The sequence below is a fragment of the Bradyrhizobium sp. LB13.1 genome (assembly GCF_054056815.1).
The window spans coordinates 451,720-469,454 of record NZ_JBSRYQ010000001.1 but is presented as its reverse complement, the minus strand read 5'-3'; the positions used below and the strand labels follow the sequence as shown (position 1 = coordinate 469,454).

At 65.3% G+C, this 17,735-nt stretch carries 16 protein-coding genes, 1 tRNA gene and 1 pseudogene; 13 read left to right on the top strand and 5 right to left on the bottom strand.

Features of this window, described 5'->3' with window-relative positions:
- Positions 1-55: 55 nt before the first annotated feature.
- Positions 56-1,036 (bottom strand): NAD(P)H-dependent glycerol-3-phosphate dehydrogenase, encoded by a 981-nt coding sequence (locus tag ACVWYI_RS02255; RefSeq protein ID WP_456661102.1) that lies wholly within the window; start codon positions 1,034-1,036, stop codon positions 56-58.
- Between the two features lie 4 nt (positions 1,037-1,040).
- Entirely contained in the window at positions 1,041-2,114 is a 1,074-nt protein-coding gene (tsaD, locus tag ACVWYI_RS02250) for a tRNA (adenosine(37)-N6)-threonylcarbamoyltransferase complex transferase subunit TsaD (protein ID WP_456661101.1), read from the bottom strand.
- A 158-nt stretch (positions 2,115-2,272) separates the two neighbouring features.
- Here tsaD and ACVWYI_RS02245 point away from each other — a divergent pair, with 158 nt between their 5' ends.
- From ACVWYI_RS02245 to ACVWYI_RS02230, 4 genes are all read left to right on the top strand, one after another.
- A complete protein-coding gene (locus ACVWYI_RS02245; RefSeq protein WP_247352461.1) occupies positions 2,273-3,019 on the top strand; it encodes a uroporphyrinogen-III synthase in 747 nt (248 codons plus the stop codon).
- Positions 3,020-3,084: 65 nt separating this feature from the next.
- Entirely contained in the window at positions 3,085-4,344 is a 1,260-nt protein-coding gene (locus tag ACVWYI_RS02240; RefSeq protein ID WP_456661100.1) for a COG4223 family protein, read from the top strand.
- 36 nt (positions 4,345-4,380) lie between these two features.
- Entirely contained in the window at positions 4,381-6,129 is a 1,749-nt protein-coding gene (locus ACVWYI_RS02235; protein WP_456661099.1) for a heme biosynthesis HemY N-terminal domain-containing protein, read from the top strand.
- Between the two features lie 99 nt (positions 6,130-6,228).
- Positions 6,229-6,304: transfer RNA gene (locus ACVWYI_RS02230), tRNA-Thr, on the top strand.
- A 43-nt stretch (positions 6,305-6,347) separates the two neighbouring features.
- Here the strand turns inward: ACVWYI_RS02230 and ACVWYI_RS02225 are convergent.
- The gene (locus ACVWYI_RS02225; RefSeq protein WP_456661098.1) at positions 6,348-6,503 is read right to left on the bottom strand and encodes a hypothetical protein; all 156 of its coding nucleotides are present in this window, start codon (positions 6,501-6,503) and stop codon (positions 6,348-6,350) included.
- A 75-nt stretch (positions 6,504-6,578) separates the two neighbouring features.
- Between ACVWYI_RS02225 and ACVWYI_RS02220 the strand changes: the two genes are divergently transcribed.
- Positions 6,579-6,953, top strand: coding sequence for a hypothetical protein (locus ACVWYI_RS02220; RefSeq protein WP_456661097.1), 375 nt, complete (start codon positions 6,579-6,581; stop codon positions 6,951-6,953).
- 77 nt (positions 6,954-7,030) lie between these two features.
- Here the strand turns inward: ACVWYI_RS02220 and ACVWYI_RS02215 are convergent, their stop codons facing one another.
- Complete coding sequence (locus ACVWYI_RS02215) at positions 7,031-8,074, bottom strand: polysaccharide deacetylase family protein (protein WP_247352452.1); 1,044 nt, start codon at positions 8,072-8,074, stop codon at positions 7,031-7,033.
- A gap of 252 nt (positions 8,075-8,326) precedes the next feature.
- On the opposite strand from ACVWYI_RS02215, the gene ACVWYI_RS02210 reads away from it, so the two are divergent.
- Together ACVWYI_RS02210 and ACVWYI_RS02205 are read left to right on the top strand one after the other, a co-directional pair.
- Positions 8,327-8,638: a hypothetical protein gene (locus ACVWYI_RS02210; RefSeq protein ID WP_456647578.1), complete on the top strand. Its 312-nt coding sequence runs from the start codon at positions 8,327-8,329 to the stop codon at positions 8,636-8,638.
- 181 nt (positions 8,639-8,819) lie between these two features.
- Positions 8,820-9,035 carry a hypothetical protein gene (locus ACVWYI_RS02205; protein WP_247352449.1) on the top strand — a complete coding sequence of 72 codons (216 nt, stop codon included), beginning with the start codon at positions 8,820-8,822 and terminating at the stop codon, positions 9,033-9,035.
- A 25-nt stretch (positions 9,036-9,060) separates the two neighbouring features.
- Here ACVWYI_RS02205 and ACVWYI_RS02200 read toward each other — a convergent pair whose 3' ends face one another.
- The gene (locus ACVWYI_RS02200) at positions 9,061-10,749 is read right to left on the bottom strand and encodes an MFS transporter (RefSeq protein ID WP_456661096.1); all 1,689 of its coding nucleotides are present in this window, start codon (positions 10,747-10,749) and stop codon (positions 9,061-9,063) included.
- A 137-nt stretch (positions 10,750-10,886) separates the two neighbouring features.
- Between ACVWYI_RS02200 and ACVWYI_RS02195 the strand changes: the two are divergent.
- The 6 genes and pseudogenes from ACVWYI_RS02195 (at position 10,887) to ACVWYI_RS02170 (ending at position 17,703) form a co-directional block, all read left to right on the top strand.
- A pseudogene (locus ACVWYI_RS02195) lies at positions 10,887-12,255 on the top strand (hydrolase).
- Between the two features lie 34 nt (positions 12,256-12,289).
- Positions 12,290-13,660, top strand: coding sequence for a cytochrome P450 (locus tag ACVWYI_RS02190; protein WP_456661095.1), 1,371 nt, complete (start codon positions 12,290-12,292; stop codon positions 13,658-13,660).
- A 50-nt stretch (positions 13,661-13,710) separates the two neighbouring features.
- Positions 13,711-15,120, top strand: coding sequence for a DUF5939 domain-containing protein (locus ACVWYI_RS02185; protein WP_456661094.1), 1,410 nt, complete (start codon positions 13,711-13,713; stop codon positions 15,118-15,120).
- Between the two features lie 166 nt (positions 15,121-15,286).
- Positions 15,287-15,775, top strand: coding sequence for a tellurite resistance TerB family protein (locus tag ACVWYI_RS02180; protein ID WP_456661093.1), 489 nt, complete (start codon positions 15,287-15,289; stop codon positions 15,773-15,775).
- Between the two features lie 227 nt (positions 15,776-16,002).
- A complete protein-coding gene (locus ACVWYI_RS02175; protein WP_456661092.1) occupies positions 16,003-16,779 on the top strand; it encodes an SDR family NAD(P)-dependent oxidoreductase in 777 nt (258 codons plus the stop codon).
- Between the two features lie 129 nt (positions 16,780-16,908).
- Entirely contained in the window at positions 16,909-17,703 is a 795-nt protein-coding gene (locus ACVWYI_RS02170; protein WP_456661091.1) for a glutamine amidotransferase, read from the top strand.
- The last annotated feature ends 32 nt before the right edge of the window (positions 17,704-17,735 follow it).

Genomic DNA, 17,735 nt, shown 5'->3' with positions numbered 1-17,735 from the left:
TAAACCAGCGCGCACAGGCCGTTAAGTGCAACCTGCGACGCGGTAGAGGCCGCCGTCATTCCTCGGCCTTGAACGGCCTTGTCAGCAGCCCTTCGATCGCGGCGTCAATCGTCAACCGGCCATCCAGGATGGCAGCCACTGCCTGGGAGACCGGCATGTCGACGTGCCGCGCGGCCGCGAGCTCGACCAGCACCGGCGCAGTGAATGCACCTTCCGCAAGCTTGCCCGCCGGCGCCGCCTCTCCGCGACCGAGCGCGATCCCGAGAGCGAAATTGCGCGATTGCGCGGTCGAACAGCTCAGGAGCAGGTCGCCGAGACCGGAGAGGCCGGAGAGTGTTTCCGTGCGCGCGCCACAGGCGCGGCCGAGCCGCGCCAGCTCGCTGAAGCCGCGCGTGGTCAGTGCGGCGAGCGCGGAGGCGCCGAGCTTGCGGCCGACCACGATGCCGGCGGCAATCGCCAGCACGTTCTTGGCCGCGCCGCCGATCTCGACGCCGCGGACATCCGTCGTGTGATAGGGCCGGAAGGTCGCCGAGCCCAGCGCCTGCACGAGGCTGCTGGCCAGCGCTTCTTCCACCGCCGCCAGCGTTACCGCAGTCGGCAGGCCACGCGCGACGTCGTCGGCAAAGCTTGGGCCCGACAGGATCGCCGGCTGCGCGTGAGGCGCGGCCTCCGCGATCACGTCGGTCATGAATTTGTGCGTGCCGTGCTCGATGCCCTTGGCGCAGGCGACGATCGGCACCGGCTTTGCGAGGTGCGACGCCAGCATGTTGACCGCGCCGCGCAGATGCTGCGCCGGCGTCGCGATCAGCAGCATGTCCGCGCGCGCCGCCATGGTGAGATCGCTCGTGACGATGATCTCTGGCGCGATCCGCACGCCGGGCAGCCGCGGATTGTCGCGGCTCGATGCGATTCGCGTCGCATGCTCGGCATTGCGAGCCCAGAGCGTCACATTTCGTCCGGCTCGCGCAGCCACAGTCGCGAGCGCCGTGCCCCAGGCGCCTGCACCGATCACCGCGACGGATCGGAACGCTGTCATTGCTTTAGTATCCCGCCCGCGTTTTGCCGTACCCGGCCGGTGCCGTCGCGTTCGCATCGAGCGACCAGCGCGCGCGGGGCTGCGCTTCCATCGTGTCGGTCATGCCGAGCGCGAGACGTTCGGCGCCGGCCCAGGCGATCATCGCGCCGTTGTCGGTGCAGAGTGCGGGCGGTGGCATGATCAGTTGCGTTCCGGCTTTCCTCGCAACGTCATGCAGAGCACCGCGGATCGCCTGGTTGGCGGCGACGCCCCCGGCCGCCACCAGCGCACGCGGCGCGCCGAACTGCTCGCGGAAAAGTTTGAGACCGACGCTCAACCGGTCCGCGGTGGAGTCGAGCACGGCAGCCTGAAAACTCGCGCAGAGATCGCTGACGTCCTGCGGCGTGATCTCAGCTAGCCGGCTCGCTTCGTTGCGCACCGCCGTCTTCAATCCCGACAACGAGAAATTGGCGTCGGGGCGTCCTTGCATCGGCCGCGGAAACGCAAATCGCCCCGGATCGCCGCTTGTTGCCGCGCGTTCGACCTGCGGGCCGCCCGGATAGGGCAGGCCCAGCATCTTCGCGACCTTGTCGAAGGCCTCGCCGATCGCGTCGTCCACGGTGGTGCCGAGCCGCACGTACTCGCCGACGCCGGTGACCGCAACGATCTGGGTATGGCCGCCCGAGGCGAGAAACAGGCAATAGGGAAATTCGAGTGCATCGGTGAGGCGCGGCGTCAGCGCATGCGCTTCGAGATGGTTCACCGCGACCAGCGGCGTGTCGTGCACCATCGCGATCGCCTTCGCGGTGGTGAGACCGACGATGACGCCGCCGATCAATCCGGGGCCCGCGGCGGCCGCGACACCGTTGAGCTGGGCGAAGTCGATGCCGGCCTCATGCATGGCGCGGTCGATGATGCCGTCGAGCAGGTCGACATGGGCGCGTGCGGCGATCTCCGGCACGACGCCGCCGAAACGGGCATGCTCCTCGACCTGCGACCGCACGAAATTGGACAGGATCTTGCCGCTGCCGTCAGGCGTGCGCTCGATCACGGCCGCGGCGGTCTCGTCGCAGGTGGTTTCTATGCCCAGTACCAGCATTGGCGAATTGGTATCCAATCTGCGCCCTTCTCACCCCTTGCGCTCATCCGCAAAGCAGAGTTCTGGTACGTCCGGTAGCATTCCGGGGTCGGCTTGCGCAATCGCCACGCGCAGCTCTCCTCGTGAATGCGTCACCGCCACGTGCCCGGAACCAAGCGATGTCCATTCTTGTCACACGGCCGCATCCCGACAATGTGGCGACAGCGGAAAATCTGCGCGCGCGGGGTCATGTGGTGCTGCTTGCCCCGGTGCTCAAGTTCGAGCCGGTCGCCTTCCATGACGAGAGTGAGACGGGCTACAGCGCCGTCATCGTCACGTCGGCCAATGCGATCCGTGCCGTCGCACCGCAATTGCCGGACCTTGGCCTCCTGCCGCTGCCGCTGTTTGCGGTCGGCGAGCACACCGCCGCCGCGGCGCGCGATGCAGGCTTTGCCGAGGTGGTGGTCGCCGGCGGCGATGCCGCGGCTTTGCGCGACAAGGTGATGGAGAGCGCGCGCAACAAGCGGCTGAAGAAAAAGAGCACGCTGCTTTATCTCGCGGGCGCGGATCTGTCGCGCGACCTCAGCGATGAGCTGGGCGCCGAAGGATTTAGCATCGTCACGCAGACGACCTATCGCATGGTCCCGGTCAAGCTGTTGCCGCGCGATGTCTGTGAGGGCTTTGCCGCCCATGGGATCGAGGCGGTGCTGCATTACTCCCGGCGCAGCGCGCGGGCTTTCCTGGAGGCCGCGCGGGGTGAAGGTGTCGAAATCTCGGCTCTGGCGATCCCGCAATGCTGCCTGTCCGAGACCGTCGCAGGCATATTGCGCGAGGCCGGTGCCTCGCAGGTTCTCGTGGCCGCGACGCCGGACGAAAATGCCTTATTTGACTCCTTGGAGCGTGCTTTGCGCACCCGTTTGGCGTAAGAGGTCGGGCCGAATCCGACGCAATCGGGTTCGTTTAGGGCATGTAAGTGTGAGGAACCGTCACGATGGCCGACGACAAGCCTGAAGACGCAGGATTGGCTCCCGAGTCCAGCCGTGCCAAGCGCACCCCGCCCACCATCGACATCGAGGCAACCGAAGTCTCCACCCAGCCGCAGGAGGTGGCGGGCCAGCCGCAGGCTGCGGCGACCGAACAGGCCGCGCAGGAGCAGGCCAAATCTGAAGAGGCCAAGTCCGAAGAGGCTAAGTTCGAAGCGGCCAAGTCCGACGAAGCTAATGCCGAGCCGCAGCCCGAACCTGCCGAGGAGCGGTCTTCCGTTGCGTCCGCGTCCGTATCGCCATCGATTTCACCTTGGATTATCGCTCCGTTCTCCGGCGCGGTCGCAGCCGCAATTGTGATCGCCGTCGGCTGGATGCTGGGCTGGCCTGCGGTGCAGGCGCCGCCGGCCGCTCCGCAAGTGACGAGCGCAACGGTCGATGCGCTGAGCGGGCGCGTTGCCGCGGTCGAAGCCAAGGCGGGCAAGCCTGCCGCCGATCCGGCCATGCTGGCGCGGATCGATGCGCTGGAGAAATCCGCAACCGGCCTGCGCAGCGACATCGCCAATCTGCGCGCGCAGTCCGACAAGACCGCGGGCGCCCTGAACGACGCGAAATCGGCGCCGCCCCCTGCCGCGCCCGATCTTGCCGCTCTCAACGACCGCCTCGCGCAGCTCGAGCGTGCCACCAAGACCGAACGTGCCGAGCTCGCGCAGCAGGGCGAGAAGATTGCCGATGCGAGGACGATGGACGACAAGCCGCTGCGCCATGTGGTCGCGGCGGCCCTGCTCGACGTCGCCGTTCGCCACGGCGACGCTTACGAATCGCAGCTCGCCGCGGCGCGGTCGCTTGCGGCAAAGCCCGATATGCTGAAGCCGCTCGACACCTTTGCATCGTCCGGTATTCCGACGCCGGTCGCGCTGAGCCGCGAGCTCCTCAACATCGTGCCAAAACTGTCGCCGCCGCCGGAAACCCCGGCCAGCAGCGCAGGCATCGTCGAGCGCCTTCAGGCGGGGGCGTCAAAACTCGTTCGCATCGAACGTACCGACGGAATCGGCAGCGATCGCGGCGCTATCGTCTCGAGGGTGACGGCCGCAGCGCTTCGCAACGATTTCGTGGAAGCTCGGCGCGAGGTGAAGACGCTGCCGGAGGCCGACCGCGCACCGGCGCAGGCTTGGCTCGACAAGGCCGATGCCCGGGACGCCGCGCTCGCGGCGTCCCGCAAATTCGCCGACGATGCCATGGCGGATCTCGTCAAACCTGGTCAATAAAGGTTCGCGCAATAATCGGCGCGTATAGGGATCGTCATGCTTCGCATCGTCCTCTTCCTCGTCCTGATCGCGCTGGCGGCGGCCGGCGCGGCCTGGGTCGCCGACCAGCCCGGCGATCTCGTCCTGACCGCAGGCGCTTTCCGCGCCACAACGACGTTGCCCAGGTTCGTGTTCTTGCTCGGCCTCTTTGCCGCGGCAGTCGTGCTGGTCTGGAGTCTCCTGACGATGATCTGGCGCGCGCCGGGGCGTCTGCGCCGCCGTCGTCACGAGAAGCGTCACGCCCGCGGCCGTCACGCCATCACCCACGGCCTGCTCGCGATCGGCCATGGCGACACCGCGCTTGCTCGTCGCCACGCCGACGCCGCGCGGCGGCTGGCCGCGAACGACCCGCTCGCACTTCTCTTGCATGCGCAATCCGCGCAGCTCGAAGGCAATCGCGACGAAGCCCAGCGCGTCTTCCGTGCCATGGCCGAGCGCGAGGATACGCGCCTGCTCGGCTTGCGCGGCCTGTTCATCGAGGCGCAGCGCGCCGACGATGCGGTCGGCGCGGTGATGATCGCCGAGGAAGCGATCAAGCTGTCGCCGTCCTCGACCTGGGCCTCGCATGCGGTGCTCGGCTTCCGCTGCGCGCGCGGTGACTGGAGCGGCGCGCTCGCGATCCTCGATTCGAATCTGTCCGCGGGCCTGATCGACAAGCAGGCCTATCGCCGCCAGCGCGGCGTGCTGCTCGCCGCACGCGCGCTGGAATTGGAGACGATGGACCGCGATGTCGCGCGCGAGAGCGTGATGGAGGCGATCAAGCTCGCGCCGACCCTGGTGCCGGCCGCAGTGCTTGCCGCAAAATTCGAGAGCGAGGCGCATCAGGTGCGCCGCGCCATGAAGCTGGTGGAAGCCGCCTGGCTGGCCAATCCGCATCCCGACCTCGCGGATGCCTATGCGCATGTGAAGCTCGGCGATTCCGCGCGGCAGCGCTTGCAGCGGGTCGAGACGCTTGCCGCCAAGATTCCTGTCGCCAAGGCTGGTTATGTCGAGGGCCAGCTCGCGATCGCGCGCGCCGCGATCGATGCGTCCGAGTTCGCCCGTGCGCGCGAGGTGCTGGCGCCTTACGTCAACGATCCGACCCAGCGCGTGGCGCTGCTGATGGCCGAGATCGAGCGCACCGAGCACGGTGACGGCGGCCGGGCCCGCGCCTGGACCTTGCGCGCGGTGCGCGCCCGCCACGATCCGGCCTGGACCGCGGACGGCTATGTCAGCGAGCGCTGGCGTCCGGTTTCCCCGGTCACCGGCCGCCTTGACGCGTTCCAGTGGCAGACGCCGGTCGCGAGTCTTCCTTCCGGCAAGGGCGACACGATCGAATCCTCGGCCTTCGAGGAAGCCATGCTGGCGGCACCGCCGCCGAAGCGGGTGACGGCGCCCCCGAGCGAAAGCCCGGCGGAACCGCCGGTAACGGCGCCGGATCCGGTGCCTGCCGCACAGGACAATTCGCCTCCCGAAGCCACAGAGGCCGCCAACGAGGAGCCGGTCGCCACGTCCGCCGAGCCGGTTAAGCCGGCCCCTGAGATCGCCGAATCATCGCCAGCGGTAGCAACGCCGGTATTCCGGGCCCGCGCCGACCTCGGCAAGCCGGCACCAGCGCCTATTCCCGCCGTCATCCCGATCATCCGCGCCCCGGATGATCCCGGGATCGACGACGAGGGTCCGAGCGATGAATTTACCGAACAAATCGGCACGGCCAAGGTCCAGGCCGGCGGCTGGCGCGGATTCTGGTCCCGCTGGGGCGGGTGAGCGGCATTTCGAAGCCGACTCCACCTTGCCAATTCGGGCCATGCCCGATATCACGAGCGCGCGTATCGGGACCGGCATTGCCGTGTTCCGGCAGGGTTCGCCGCAATAGCTCAGTTGGTAGAGCACGTCATTCGTAATGACGGGGTCGGGGGTTCGAATCCCTCTTGCGGCACCAGCGCCTCAGTGTCCAGCCCGGAGACATCGGTAACAGGTCGTACCTAAGACATGGGTGACAACCTCGTCCCGAACGGGTTGTCGAGGGGTTGCAGGGTTTTCTGCTCCAGGTCGAAATATCCCAAATCATACTGCATGAAGCTGGCGAGCCAAATGCCGTCGTCGACCTCCTTGATGCCGAGTTTCTGGCCGGCCAGCATGAGTGATCGTGATCACATAACCTCGCGATCGGCTCCCGTAGTGTCCAGCTCACGCCAAACACGGGGAGAATTCATATGCGCAAGATCATTCTGGTGGCCGCCGCCATGGTGCTGGCCTCCGCATCTGCCCAAGCCGGCGGCCCGCGCGGCTTGTCACTGGCCTCGACCAACGAACAGGCTTCGGCTCCGCAAACCACGGCGACAACGAGCGCGCCGACGCAGGTGAGCGAAGCAGCGCCAGCCGCCGAAGCTCCGAAATATCTCGATCGCCCGCCCGCGATTTCGCTCACGGCCCCTGCTGCGACCGCGCCGACCACGACGACCTCAGCGCCCGCTACGGCCCAACCCGCCGCGAAGTCCACCGCGAAGGCGGACAAGCCGAAGCACAAGCGCAGCTGGACCGAAGGCCGCATCATCGGCGAGCTGCATCGCCACGGCATCTACCGGTAAGGGTCATTGCTCCCAAAAAGCATATGGCCGGGACAAGCCCGGCCATGACGCAAGAGTTTTTGATCTGATCGGGCGCGTTACTGCGAAACCGTCTGCACCACGTTTCCGATCGGACGCGCGCTCGAGGTCGGCACCTTCAGGTCCTTCAGCAGCGCCTCGTCATATTCCGGCAGCGTCTGGAAGGTCGTCTTCGCCTTGATCTGCACGATTTTGTAGCCGCCGGCCTTGAGCCGTGCGAGCAGCGTCGGCAGTGCCTCGCCGGTGTGCTTCTGAAAGTCGTGCATCAGGACGATGCCCTTGCCGAGCTTGTCGAGCTTGGTCATCACCGTCTCGACGATCTTCTCGGGGGTAGCGCCCTTCCTGAAGTCAAAAGAATCGAGATCTGTCGACCACATCGCGACGTTGCGGGTGCCGAGATAGCTCACCATTGCCGGATTATGCTGAAGCTGCGGGAAGCGGAAGAACGGCGCAGGGTTGGTGCCGAGCGCGAGCTTCACCGCGCTGAACCCCTTCTCGATCTCGTCCTTGGCCTGCTGCTCCGTCAACTTCTTGCTGTTGAGATTGAGGTGCGACCAGGTGTGTGTGCCGACAGTATGGCCCTGGGCCAGCACCTGGCGCAGGATTTCCGGATGGTAGGTCGCGTGCTTGCCGACCGAGAAGAACAGGCCCTTGGTGCATTCATCCGCAAGCGCCTTCAGCACCGCGGGCGTGTTGACCGGCCAGGGACTGTCGTCGAAGGTCAGCACGACCTCCTTGTCGGTGAGGAAGTCGAACTGCTTGAAAGTTTCGAAGCCGAAGCCGGGACCGCCGGTGGTGTCGATCTCGACGACGCGGGACACGCCCAGTGCATTCGGATTTGCGCAGGTCGATTTCTGCTGCACCGGCATGGCCGGGGCTGGCGCCGGAGCGGGTAACGCCGGCTTGCCGGCGATCGCTGCAGTGGTCTCGACGTCATCCCTGGCGGCGAGCTTTGCCGGTGCCGGCAGTTGATCGGCGGCACGGGCTGCAATTGTCTTGGGAGCGGCCTGATCGGCGCGCGAGGAATAATAAAACCAACCGCCGGCGGCAATCACGACCGCTGCAACTACACTGGCCAGCATCAGGCCCAACGCATTACGCATCGCTACTCTTTCCAATTACGCAACCAAACCTGCGGAATTTCCCGCTCGCCGATCCATTAATGCGAAGGATCGGTTAACGTGACACCAACACGACAGCGGATCCGAAGGAATTTCAGCGGGGTGCGCCAAAGTGACTGATGTCACAGAGCGGGGGCCGCCCGTGACCGTCATCACAGTCGAAACTGTTTTGCTGGAGCATCGTCGTTCCCATCAACAATGGGCCCGCTTCCGCGGTGCCAGTGGGAGCTTCAAATGACCAACTCGCTGAACACCAAGTCCTTGAGTAGCAAGATCCGCGACACCAGCCTGGCTCTGGGCTTTGCCGCAATCGTCTCGATCGCCTCAACCGGCTCGAGCTTCGCCTTCTCGTCCGAAGCGCAGCAGCAGTGCACCGGAGACGCCTTCCGCCTGTGCTCGTCGGAAATCCCCAACATCCCGAAGATCACGGCGTGCATGATGAAGCATCGTTCGGATCTGAGCGTCGGTTGCCGCGCGGTGATGGACAAGGATCTCGCCAAGGGTGGCGCGTCACGCAAGGTCGCTGACGCCCAGGACGGTCAGTAAGAGACGGTCAGTAACAGCAATGATAACGATCGTTGCGTCGGTTAGCTCCCCTCGCGATGTGCCCCGGCGTCAAGCCGGAGCCACGCGGCGGCGCATACAGTCTGCGAATAAAGCCGTTGCGACCAGGAGATCGTCGCACTAGCTTCGCCCGCACGTTCTTCCGGGTAAGAGGCATTGCGCGATGACCAGATTTCTTTTCATTGTTTGTTTGATTGTGTGCGCATCGGGCGCGTCCGCGCAACAGCAGCCCGGACACGACGCCTGCGCACGCGACGTCACGCGCTTCTGCCGTCCGGTGATGAACAACGGCGATGGCGCCGTGCTCGCTTGCTTGAAGCAGAACCGTACCCGACTCAGCAAAGGCTGCGAGAAGGTGCTGACGGATCACGGGCAGTAGGACGCGGAGTCGGATTGCGAAAAATCTACGTGCTGCTCCCCGCCGCGGTCGCGACCACCGGTAGCACCTCTGTGCCGGCGCGATCCGGCGTGTCTTCTTTCCAGCGCACCGAGCCGAACGGGCGCTCCAGCATGCGGCGGATCCGCACCGGATCGGGGCCGATATGGAAGGCGATCGCCTCCTGATGCAGCGCGCGTTCGGACTGGGTCGAGCGGTTGCGCTGGCGCAGATAGTCGAGCCAGGTCGGACAGTGATAACGCTCGGTCCACAATTCGGGATCGGCGATGTCGCGCGCGATCGACCAGCCATAGGCGCCGTTGCGCTGCCTGGAGAGCTGCACGTCCTGCATCGCGTTGTGAAAAGCGCGCGCGTTCTCTTGCGAGACGCGGTATTCGATCTCGACCACCAGCGGCCCGCTGCGCGCGGTGAGCGACAGTTTGACTTCCGGATCGGCCAGCACATCGGCGTCTTCGTTGCGGGCACCGACGCGCGGCATCGTGAGCCAGATCCCGAGCACCGGCGAGATCAGCATCAGGCCGGCGGCCGTCAGCAGCGCAACCTCGACACCGGCATAGTCGGTGAGATGGCCCCAGCCCCAGGCACCGATCGCGATGCCGCCGGAAATCGAGGCCTGGAACGCCGCGAGCGAGCGGCCGGCGACCCAGCGCGGCGCCGAGAGCTGCACGCCGATATTGAACAGCGCGACGGCGGCCATCCAGACTGCGCCTGCGAGCACCAGCGCAGCCGCGGTCAGCACCGGCTCGGTGCTGACCGCGAGCGCGGCCATCGCAAACGCCATCGAGATGGTGCAGGCGCGGATCGCGGCTTCGCCGCTCATGCGCTTGCGCAATTCGTGGATGTTGAGCGCACCGACCACTGCGCCCATGCCGAAGGCGCCCAGCATGATGCCGTAGGTCTGCGCGCCGCCATGCAGCAGGTCGCGCGCGACCAGCGGCATCAGCGCCATGATGGCGCCGCCAATCAGGCCCATCACCAGCGTGCGCAGCAGCACGATCTTGATCGGCGGCGAATTGGTGATGTAGCGGAAGCCCGACACCATGGCACGGTTGAGCTTCTCCCGCGGAAGACGCGAGGGCTCGTTGTTGCGCCGCCAGAGCAGCAGCACCACCAGCAGCGGCAGATAGAGGATCGCGTTACACGCAAACGCCGCCACCGAGCCGAGCGCGGCGACGATGACACCGCCAACCGCAGGGCCGAAGCTGCGCGCGATGTTGTAGCTGATGCCGTTCAGCGCCACGGCCGAAGGTAGTGCATCGGGCGGCACCTGCTCGCTGACCGAGGACTGCCAGGCCGGACCGAACAGCGCGTTGCCGCTGCCGACCACGAAGCAGAAAGCGAGCAGCGTTTCCGGGGAGATGAGATTGAACCCGGCCAGGATCGTGAGCGCGGTCGCGCCAGTCAGCGCGATCACGAGCGCGATCAGGGTGACGATACGGCGGTCATACATGTCGGCGATGGCGCCCGCCGGCATCGAGATCAGCATGATCGGCAGCATCAGCGCGGTCTGCACCAGCGCCACCTTGTCCGCCGAGGCCGCCATCTGCGTCATCGCCCAGGCGGCGCCCACGCCCTGGATCAGCAGGCCGAGATTGGAGAGCAGGCTGGCGAGCCAGATGCGCCGGAACACGGTGTAACGCAGCGGCGCGGTGATGCCGTCGGCGGCAATTCTCTGACGGTTCGTCTGCTCGGTCATATCCCCTTCCAGGAGGTCTGGCAGAAGTGGCTTCAGCGATTCCGGAATGTTCAGTGATGCCCGCGAAAGTCCTTCGCTGTCCAGTGGTTAGGCCGGTATAAGCGGTGCAAAGAGATGGTTTTGCCGGGGAGGAACACATGAAGCTGTCGCGACGGATGATCTTGCAAGGTGCGGGCAGCCTGCCTTTCGCAATTGCGAGCTTGCGGGCGGGCGCGTTGGCCCAACCCGCCCCCGCCGCGCCGAGCGAGGTGCCGCCGATCCTGTTCGTCCATGGCAATGGCGACTACGACGCGCTCTGGATGACCACGATGTGGCGGATGGAATCCAACGGCATTGCGCGTGACCGCATGCAGGCGATCAATTTCACCCATCCCAATGCACGAAGCGACGACAAGGTCGAGCAAGCCGGCCGCTCCTCGACCGAGGACCAGCGCCGCGAGCTCGCCGCCGCCATCGCCGAATTGAAGCGTCGGGCCGGTGCATCCCGCGTGGCGCTGGTCGGCAGCTCGCGCGGCGGCTATGCGATCCGTAACGTGATCAAGAACGGCGGTGCCGGCGATGTCAGCCATGCCGTGCTGTGCGGCACGCCCAATCACGGCGTGTTCGCGACCGACGACCAGCTCAACAGCGAGTTCAACGGCCGCGGCGCATTCCTGCGCGGCCTGAACGATGGCGAGAGCGAGGTGACGCCGGGTGTTGCCTTTCTCACCTTGCGTAGCGACGGCATGGACAAAATACGCGCAGGCCGATGGCCGCTTCATCGGCAAGCCGGGCACGCCAACTGGCGTCACCGTTGAAGGTCCAGAGTTGAAGGGGGCCACCAATCTCGTGCTCGGCGCGCTTGATCATCGCGAGGTGGCGTTTCACCCTCGAGCCTTCCGCGAGATCTACAAATTTATCGCGGGACGTGAGCCCGCGCGCATCGCGATCGTGCCGGAGCAGAGCGTGAGGCTGGGCGGGCTGGTGACGGGCACGCCGGGCGGCGCGCCGACCAATCGGCCGGTGGCGGGCGCAACCGTTGATGTCTTTCGCGTCGATCCTGAAACCGGTGAGCGCAAGGGCAATGCCGTGCACAGCGCGAAGACCGGCGCCGACGGCCGCTGGGGCCCGGCGCAGGTCGAGCCTTCCTGGTCGCTCGAGTTCGTCCTGAGATCGCCGGATGCGCCGACAACGCACATCTACCGCTCACCCTTCCCCCGCTCGTCAGAAATGGTGCATCTGCGCGCCGCGCGTCCGCTCGGGCCCGCGGACAAGGACGCCGCGGCTGTCGTCATCCTGTCGCGTCCGCGCGGTTACGTCGGCTTGCCGCGCGACGTGGTGCTGCTCGACGGCAAGGGCCCGGCCGACGTCAAATCGGGTGTGCCCACGGATTCGACAGCAACACTGCGCCTTCCGGCCGGCGACGTCGGGCGTAACATCGTGGCTCAATTCAACGAAGAACGAATTGTGGCACGCACCTGGCCTGCCTCCGAGAACAGGATTGCGATTGCCGAGCTGACTTACTAGCTATTTGCCTGCGTCACCTCCGCGGGAGAGAGCCATGAATATCGCCAGCGTGCGTCGGCCCATCGTCCCTCCGACCCCGCCGCGTGCGCCCGACGATATGTCGTTCCTCGGCCGGCTTGCGGTGATCAAGCGGAACATGATCGCGACCTGGGGACAGCGCGCCTATGAGGAGGACGTCATCGCAGGCCGTTTCTTCTCCCGCAACAGTTTCATCCTGAACCAGCCGGATGCGATCCGGCACGTTCTGCTCAGCAATTACGAGAATTATTCGCGCACCCCGGCGGGCATCCGCATGCTGCGTCCCGTGCTCGGCGAAGGTCTTCTGATTGCCGAAGGCCATGCCTGGACGCATCAGCGCCGCACCCTCGCGCCGGCGTTCACGCCGCGCGCGACGGCAAACCTGGTCCCGCCCATGACGGCGGTGCTCGACGAGACTATCGTGAAGCTGGATGCGCGCACGAGCGAGCCGGTCGATCTGCGCGAGATCATGCAGCGCATGACGCTGGAGATCGCCGGACGCACCATGTTCTCGTTCGGCATGGACCGGCACGGCCCGACCTTGCGCAACTTCGTCATGGAGTACGGAGCCCGGCTCGGGCGGCCGTACTTGCTCGACATGGTGCTGCCGCTGTCCTGGCCGAGCCCGATGGATTTTGCCCGCGCCCGTTTCCGCAAGCGCTGGACTGAATTCGTCGCAATGCTGATCGCCGAGCGGCGTGAGATGGGCAAGAAGGACGGCGCGCCGCCGCGCGACCTGTTCGACCTCATGGACGAGGCGCGCGATCCTGAAACCGGCAAGGGCTTTTCCGACGAGCAACTTGTCGACGAAGTCGCGACCATGATCCTCGCGGGTCACGAGACCACGGCGACGGCACTGTTCTGGGCGCTCTATCTGCTCGCGCTCGATCCGGACACACAGGAGGAGGTCGCCTCCGAGACCCGTGGCGAGCACCTCGACAGCATGGCCGACATCGATCGCCAGAAGTTCACCCGCGCGGTGATCGAGGAGACCATGCGGCTTTATCCGCCGGCCTTCCTGATCGCCCGAGCTGCGCGCGAGAACGACAACGCGGCCGGCGTCGAGATCGGCAAGGGCGACATCATCATGATCGCGCCGTGGCTGCTGCACCGGCACGAGAAGTTGTGGGATCAGCCGAATGCGTTCATTCCAAAGCGCTTCATGGCGAAAGAAGCGCCCGACCGCTTCGCCTATTTGCCGTTCGGCGCGGGGCCGCGCGTCTGCATCGGCGCTCCGTTCGCGCAAGCCGAATCCGTGCTGGCGCTGGGCCGGCTGATCGGCGCGTTCCGTGTCGAGCTTGCCGATACCGCAAATCCCGTGATCCCGCTCGGCGTCGTCACGACCCAGCCGGACCGTTCACCCCTGTTCCGCATTACGCGTCGGTGAGAGGCGCTTGCCTCGCCGATGGAGTGATCCAACACAGATAGAGTTGCGCCATGAGCGATATCCAGGCCCAGTTTTCCGTTCTGAAGCAGACCGCCGATGCGAAGGTGGTCGACGCGATTACGCGCCTCATCGAGGACGGCGAGGATCACGAGCTCAACCGCGTCAATGTCCTCGACTTCTCCAGGGAGCACAGCCTCGACGAAGAGCGCGTGATCTCGGCGTTCCTGCATTCGGCACGGCTCGGCCTGTTCGATCTCGGCTGGAACGTGCTGTGCCCGGGCTGCGGCGGCGTGCTGGGGGCGCATTCGACGCTGAAGGCGCTCAAGCCGGATGAGTATCACTGTGCGCTTTGCGCCTGCGGCTACAAGACCTCCGTCGACGATCAGGTCGAGGTCTCCTTCACCGTGAACTCGCGTGTCCGGCGCATTGCAGCGCACGATCCTGACACGCTTCCGGTATGGGAGTATTTCAAGCAGGTGTTCTGGAGTTCGGGCGTCGACTTTAACAAGGAATCGTTCGCGACGCTCGCCAACGAGGTGACATTGGATACAATGGAACTCTCGTCCGGCGAGAAGGCGACCATGTCGCTGCAACTGCCGAACGACTTCATCATCATCTTCGAGCCGGTGACGCACGCAGCCCATTTCATCGACGTGCAGGGCGAGCCGACCAAGGACCGTCAGCAGTTCGCCATCATGTACAACAAGGTGCAGGCGCCGACGGGAACCACGACCCTGCGGCCGGGCCCGCTGCGGCTGTCGCTGGAGAATCAGGCCGGCGTACGCGTGCTGCCGTCGGTGTTCATCGCGGCCGAGGCGCTCCATCACCTCATAGGCAAGCGCAAGCCGTTCCTGACTGCCAAGCGGATGCTGTCGAACCAGACCTTTCGCGATGTGTTCAAGGCGGACAATCTCAGTCTCGACCAGCGGCTCCAGATCACCTCGCTCACCTTCCTGTTCACGGATTTGAAGGGCTCGACCGCGCTCTACGAGCGCGTCGGCGATCTGGCCGCCTTCGATCTCGTGCGCGCGCATTTCCATGCGCTGCTCGAGATCATCTCCTCGGAGAGAGGCGCGGTGGTGAAAACCATCGGCGACGCCGTGATGGCGACCTTCGTCCGACCCGAGCATGCGATCGTCGCCGGCCTGCGGATGCGCGCAGCCATGGACGAGCTCAACAAGAAGCGCGGCACTGGCGACCTCATCGTCAAGATCGGCATCCATGAAGGCCCGTGCCTTGCGGTGATGCTCAACGAGCGGCAGGATTATTTCGGTCAGACCGTCAACATCGCCGCCCGCGTGCAGAGCCTGTCGACCGCACAAGAGATTCACATCACGGGGCCGGTGCTGGATGCGCCCGCGGTTGCTGAGCTGCTCCAGCAGCGTGCGATCAAGCCGATCCAGAAACATGCGGCCCTGCGCGGCATCGCCGACAAGATGGTGGTGTACGAGATACCGTGAGGGGCGGATCACGCTCGCCAAAGTCTTGCAATGACGGAGGTGGAACAGATTGCCGAAACGTAATCAGCGTGCGCAACTGACGCACGTTGCGCCGGTTGAGTTTCCCACTCATATAAGGCTGATAGCGGCCGCACCCCCGCGGTTTCATCGATTTCGGTAGGATCTTATGCTCGACGGCCTGCGCCAATTCATCGCCGACATTGTTGCCCCTCATGCCCAGGACCGCGCATTCGGTGACAGTGATTACCGGCTGGCGGCGACCGCGCTGCTGGTTCATGTGGTCTCTCTGGACGGCCAGCCGACGGCTGCCGAGCAGAGCAAGTTGCACAGCCTGATCGAAAGCCATTTCGGGCTCGATCGCGGCACTGCCGATCGTCTGATCGCGGATGCGACGGAGGTCGAGGGCGAGGCGGTCGACCTCTATCACTTCACCAGCGTCATGATGCGCTCGCTCGACGAAGAGTGCCGCAGGCGCATCGTCCAGATGATGTGGGAGCTGGTCTATGCCGATGGCCAGGTTACTGAATTTGAGGACAATGTCGTCTGGCGCGCCTCTGACCTGCTCGGGATTTCCCAGCGCGACCGGATCGACCTGAAGCACGCGGTCGCAGACCGCGCCGGCGGCCCGGTCAAGGACAACGCGGTCGGCGGGTGACCTGTGCCAACACCGCGAATTGGCGGTTGTACAGACCACATGACGAAACTTTAATGTAGCCTCTGGGCTGCCTGGGTTCCGGATTCCCCTGTAAATCCATGGTTTTCCTGCTTCCCCGTTTCCCGCTCAAGTGGCTATGCGGCGGGTGCCGCTTGCCTGTCGCGCACGGCCTATGCTCTCGTTCCAGCATTGCAGGCCAAAAAACTTCAATTCAAGAGACTTCGATCGTGACTGAGCGGGTAACGTTGATCACCGGTGCCTCGGCGGGCATCGGCACGGAGCTGGCGCGTGTGTTCGCCGCGAACGGACACCGTCTTGCGCTGACGGCGCGACGGGCGGACCGGCTGGAGGCACTCGCGAACGAGCTCGCGGCCAAGGGCGGCAAGAAGCCGATCGTGATCGCCTGCGATCTCGAGGACGCGGATGCCGGCGAGAAGATCGCCGCCGCACTCGCTGCCGAAGGCGTCGAGCTCGATCATCTCGTCAACAATGCCGGCTTCGGCGTATTCGGTGACGCAATCGAGCGCGACCGCGTCGAGCAGCTCGGCATCGTGGATGTTAATGTCCGCGCGCTGACGGATCTGTCGCTGCGCTTTGCCGATCAGCTCATCAGGAACAAGGGTGGTCTTCTCAATGTCGGATCGGTCGCCGGTTTTCTGCCCGGCCCCGGCATGGCCGTCTACTACGCGTCCAAGGCCTATGTGATTTCCTTCACCGAGGCCCTTCGGGCGGAGCTTGCACCGCACGGCGTTCGCGTCACCGTACTTTGCCCGGGGCCGGTGCCCACCGAATTCCAGGCGCGCGCCGGCGTTGGGTCCGGACACGACACGGCCCTTCTCAATGTTTCTGCCGCCGACGTTGCACAGCAGGCCTATCGCGGCCTGATGGCCAACAAACGGGCAGTGCTTCCCGGCCTGGGCATCAAGATTGTGCCGTTCGCGCTGCGTTTCTTCCCGCGCGGCTTCATCCTGTCCGCCACCAGCTGGTTCCAGAGGCAAAGGTAGTAATGGGAGCTCTGATTCCGTCGTGGCCCGGAGCTTGCTTCAATATCGGGCGTGTGTACGCAAACTCACACGAAATTAACGATCGCTTAGTTATGCTGGCGGTCTGAACCGATAGCACTCGCAGAGACCATGTCGTTCCGGACGAACAGGTTTGGTGACGCAGAAGTGGTGCCCTTCCCCAGAAGGACGCCCAACGTCGCCGCCTCCGAAACCCGGTTGCCGGTTCTGATGATCCTGCATCAAGAGTCCTCGACGCCGGGCCGCGTCGGCAATGCGCTGCGCGCGCTCAGCCATCGCCTCGACATCCGTCGTCCCCGCTTCGGCGATCCCCTGCCCGAGACACTCGACCAGCATGCCGGCGCCGTGGTCTTCGGCGGCCCGATGAGCGCCAATGATCCCGACGACTACATTCGCCGCGAGATCGACTGGATCGAAATTCCGCTCCGCGAACAGCGGCCATTCCTTGGCATCTGCCTCGGCGCGCAAATGCTCGCGAAGCAGTTAGGGGCCCGCGTCGCGCCGCATGCGGATGCCCTGACCCAGATCGGCTATTACCCGATCCGCCCGACAGAAGCGGGACACGGGCTCTGCCCGAATTGGCCGGCGCGGGTCTATCATTGGCATCGCGAAGGCTTCGAGTTGCCGGTTGGCGCTGAATTGCTTGCGGAAGGCGATGATTTTCCGGTGCAGGCGTTTCGCGTCGGCAACGCTTTCGGCGTGCAGTTTCATCCTGACGTGACCTACGCGATGATGCATTGCTGGACCACGCGCGGCTATGACGGCCTCAGCGCGCCCGGCGCGCGGCAGCGGCATCACCATTTCGCGGACCGTGCCGTCTACGATGCCGCCGAACGCGCCTGGCTCGATCACTTCATCGACGGCTGGCTGGCGCGCCGACCGATGCTGGCGCAAGCCGCCGAGTGATCGCGCCTTCTCAGGTCCTTGGCGCAAGCCCT

What these genes read in the sequence shown, in the direction of transcription:
- ACVWYI_RS02205 (WP_247352449.1), top strand. Translation starts at nt 8,820, where the DNA reads ATGACCAGATTTCTTTTCATTGTTTGTTTGATTGTGTGCGCATCGGGC.
- ACVWYI_RS02245 (WP_247352461.1), top strand. Translation starts at nt 2,273, where the DNA reads ATGTCCATTCTTGTCACACGGCCGCATCCCGACAATGTGGCGACAGCG.
- ACVWYI_RS02215 (WP_247352452.1), bottom strand. Translation starts at nt 8,074, where the DNA reads ATGCGTAATGCGTTGGGCCTGATGCTGGCCAGTGTAGTTGCAGCGGTC.
- ACVWYI_RS02200 (WP_456661096.1), bottom strand. Translation starts at nt 10,749, where the DNA reads ATGACCGAGCAGACGAACCGTCAGAGAATTGCCGCCGACGGCATCACC.
- ACVWYI_RS02240 (WP_456661100.1), top strand. Translation starts at nt 3,085, where the DNA reads ATGGCCGACGACAAGCCTGAAGACGCAGGATTGGCTCCCGAGTCCAGC.
- ACVWYI_RS02185 (WP_456661094.1), top strand. Translation starts at nt 13,711, where the DNA reads ATGAGCGATATCCAGGCCCAGTTTTCCGTTCTGAAGCAGACCGCCGAT.
- ACVWYI_RS02170 (WP_456661091.1), top strand. Translation starts at nt 16,909, where the DNA reads ATGTCGTTCCGGACGAACAGGTTTGGTGACGCAGAAGTGGTGCCCTTC.
- tsaD (WP_456661101.1), bottom strand. Translation starts at nt 2,114, where the DNA reads ATGCTGGTACTGGGCATAGAAACCACCTGCGACGAGACCGCCGCGGCC.
- ACVWYI_RS02190 (WP_456661095.1), top strand. Translation starts at nt 12,290, where the DNA reads ATGAATATCGCCAGCGTGCGTCGGCCCATCGTCCCTCCGACCCCGCCG.
- ACVWYI_RS02180 (WP_456661093.1), top strand. Translation starts at nt 15,287, where the DNA reads ATGCTCGACGGCCTGCGCCAATTCATCGCCGACATTGTTGCCCCTCAT.
- ACVWYI_RS02235 (WP_456661099.1), top strand. Translation starts at nt 4,381, where the DNA reads ATGCTTCGCATCGTCCTCTTCCTCGTCCTGATCGCGCTGGCGGCGGCC.
- ACVWYI_RS02225 (WP_456661098.1), bottom strand. Translation starts at nt 6,503, where the DNA reads ATGCTGGCCGGCCAGAAACTCGGCATCAAGGAGGTCGACGACGGCATT.
- ACVWYI_RS02210 (WP_456647578.1), top strand. Translation starts at nt 8,327, where the DNA reads ATGACCAACTCGCTGAACACCAAGTCCTTGAGTAGCAAGATCCGCGAC.
- ACVWYI_RS02255 (WP_456661102.1), bottom strand. Translation starts at nt 1,036, where the DNA reads ATGACAGCGTTCCGATCCGTCGCGGTGATCGGTGCAGGCGCCTGGGGC.
- ACVWYI_RS02220 (WP_456661097.1), top strand. Translation starts at nt 6,579, where the DNA reads ATGCGCAAGATCATTCTGGTGGCCGCCGCCATGGTGCTGGCCTCCGCA.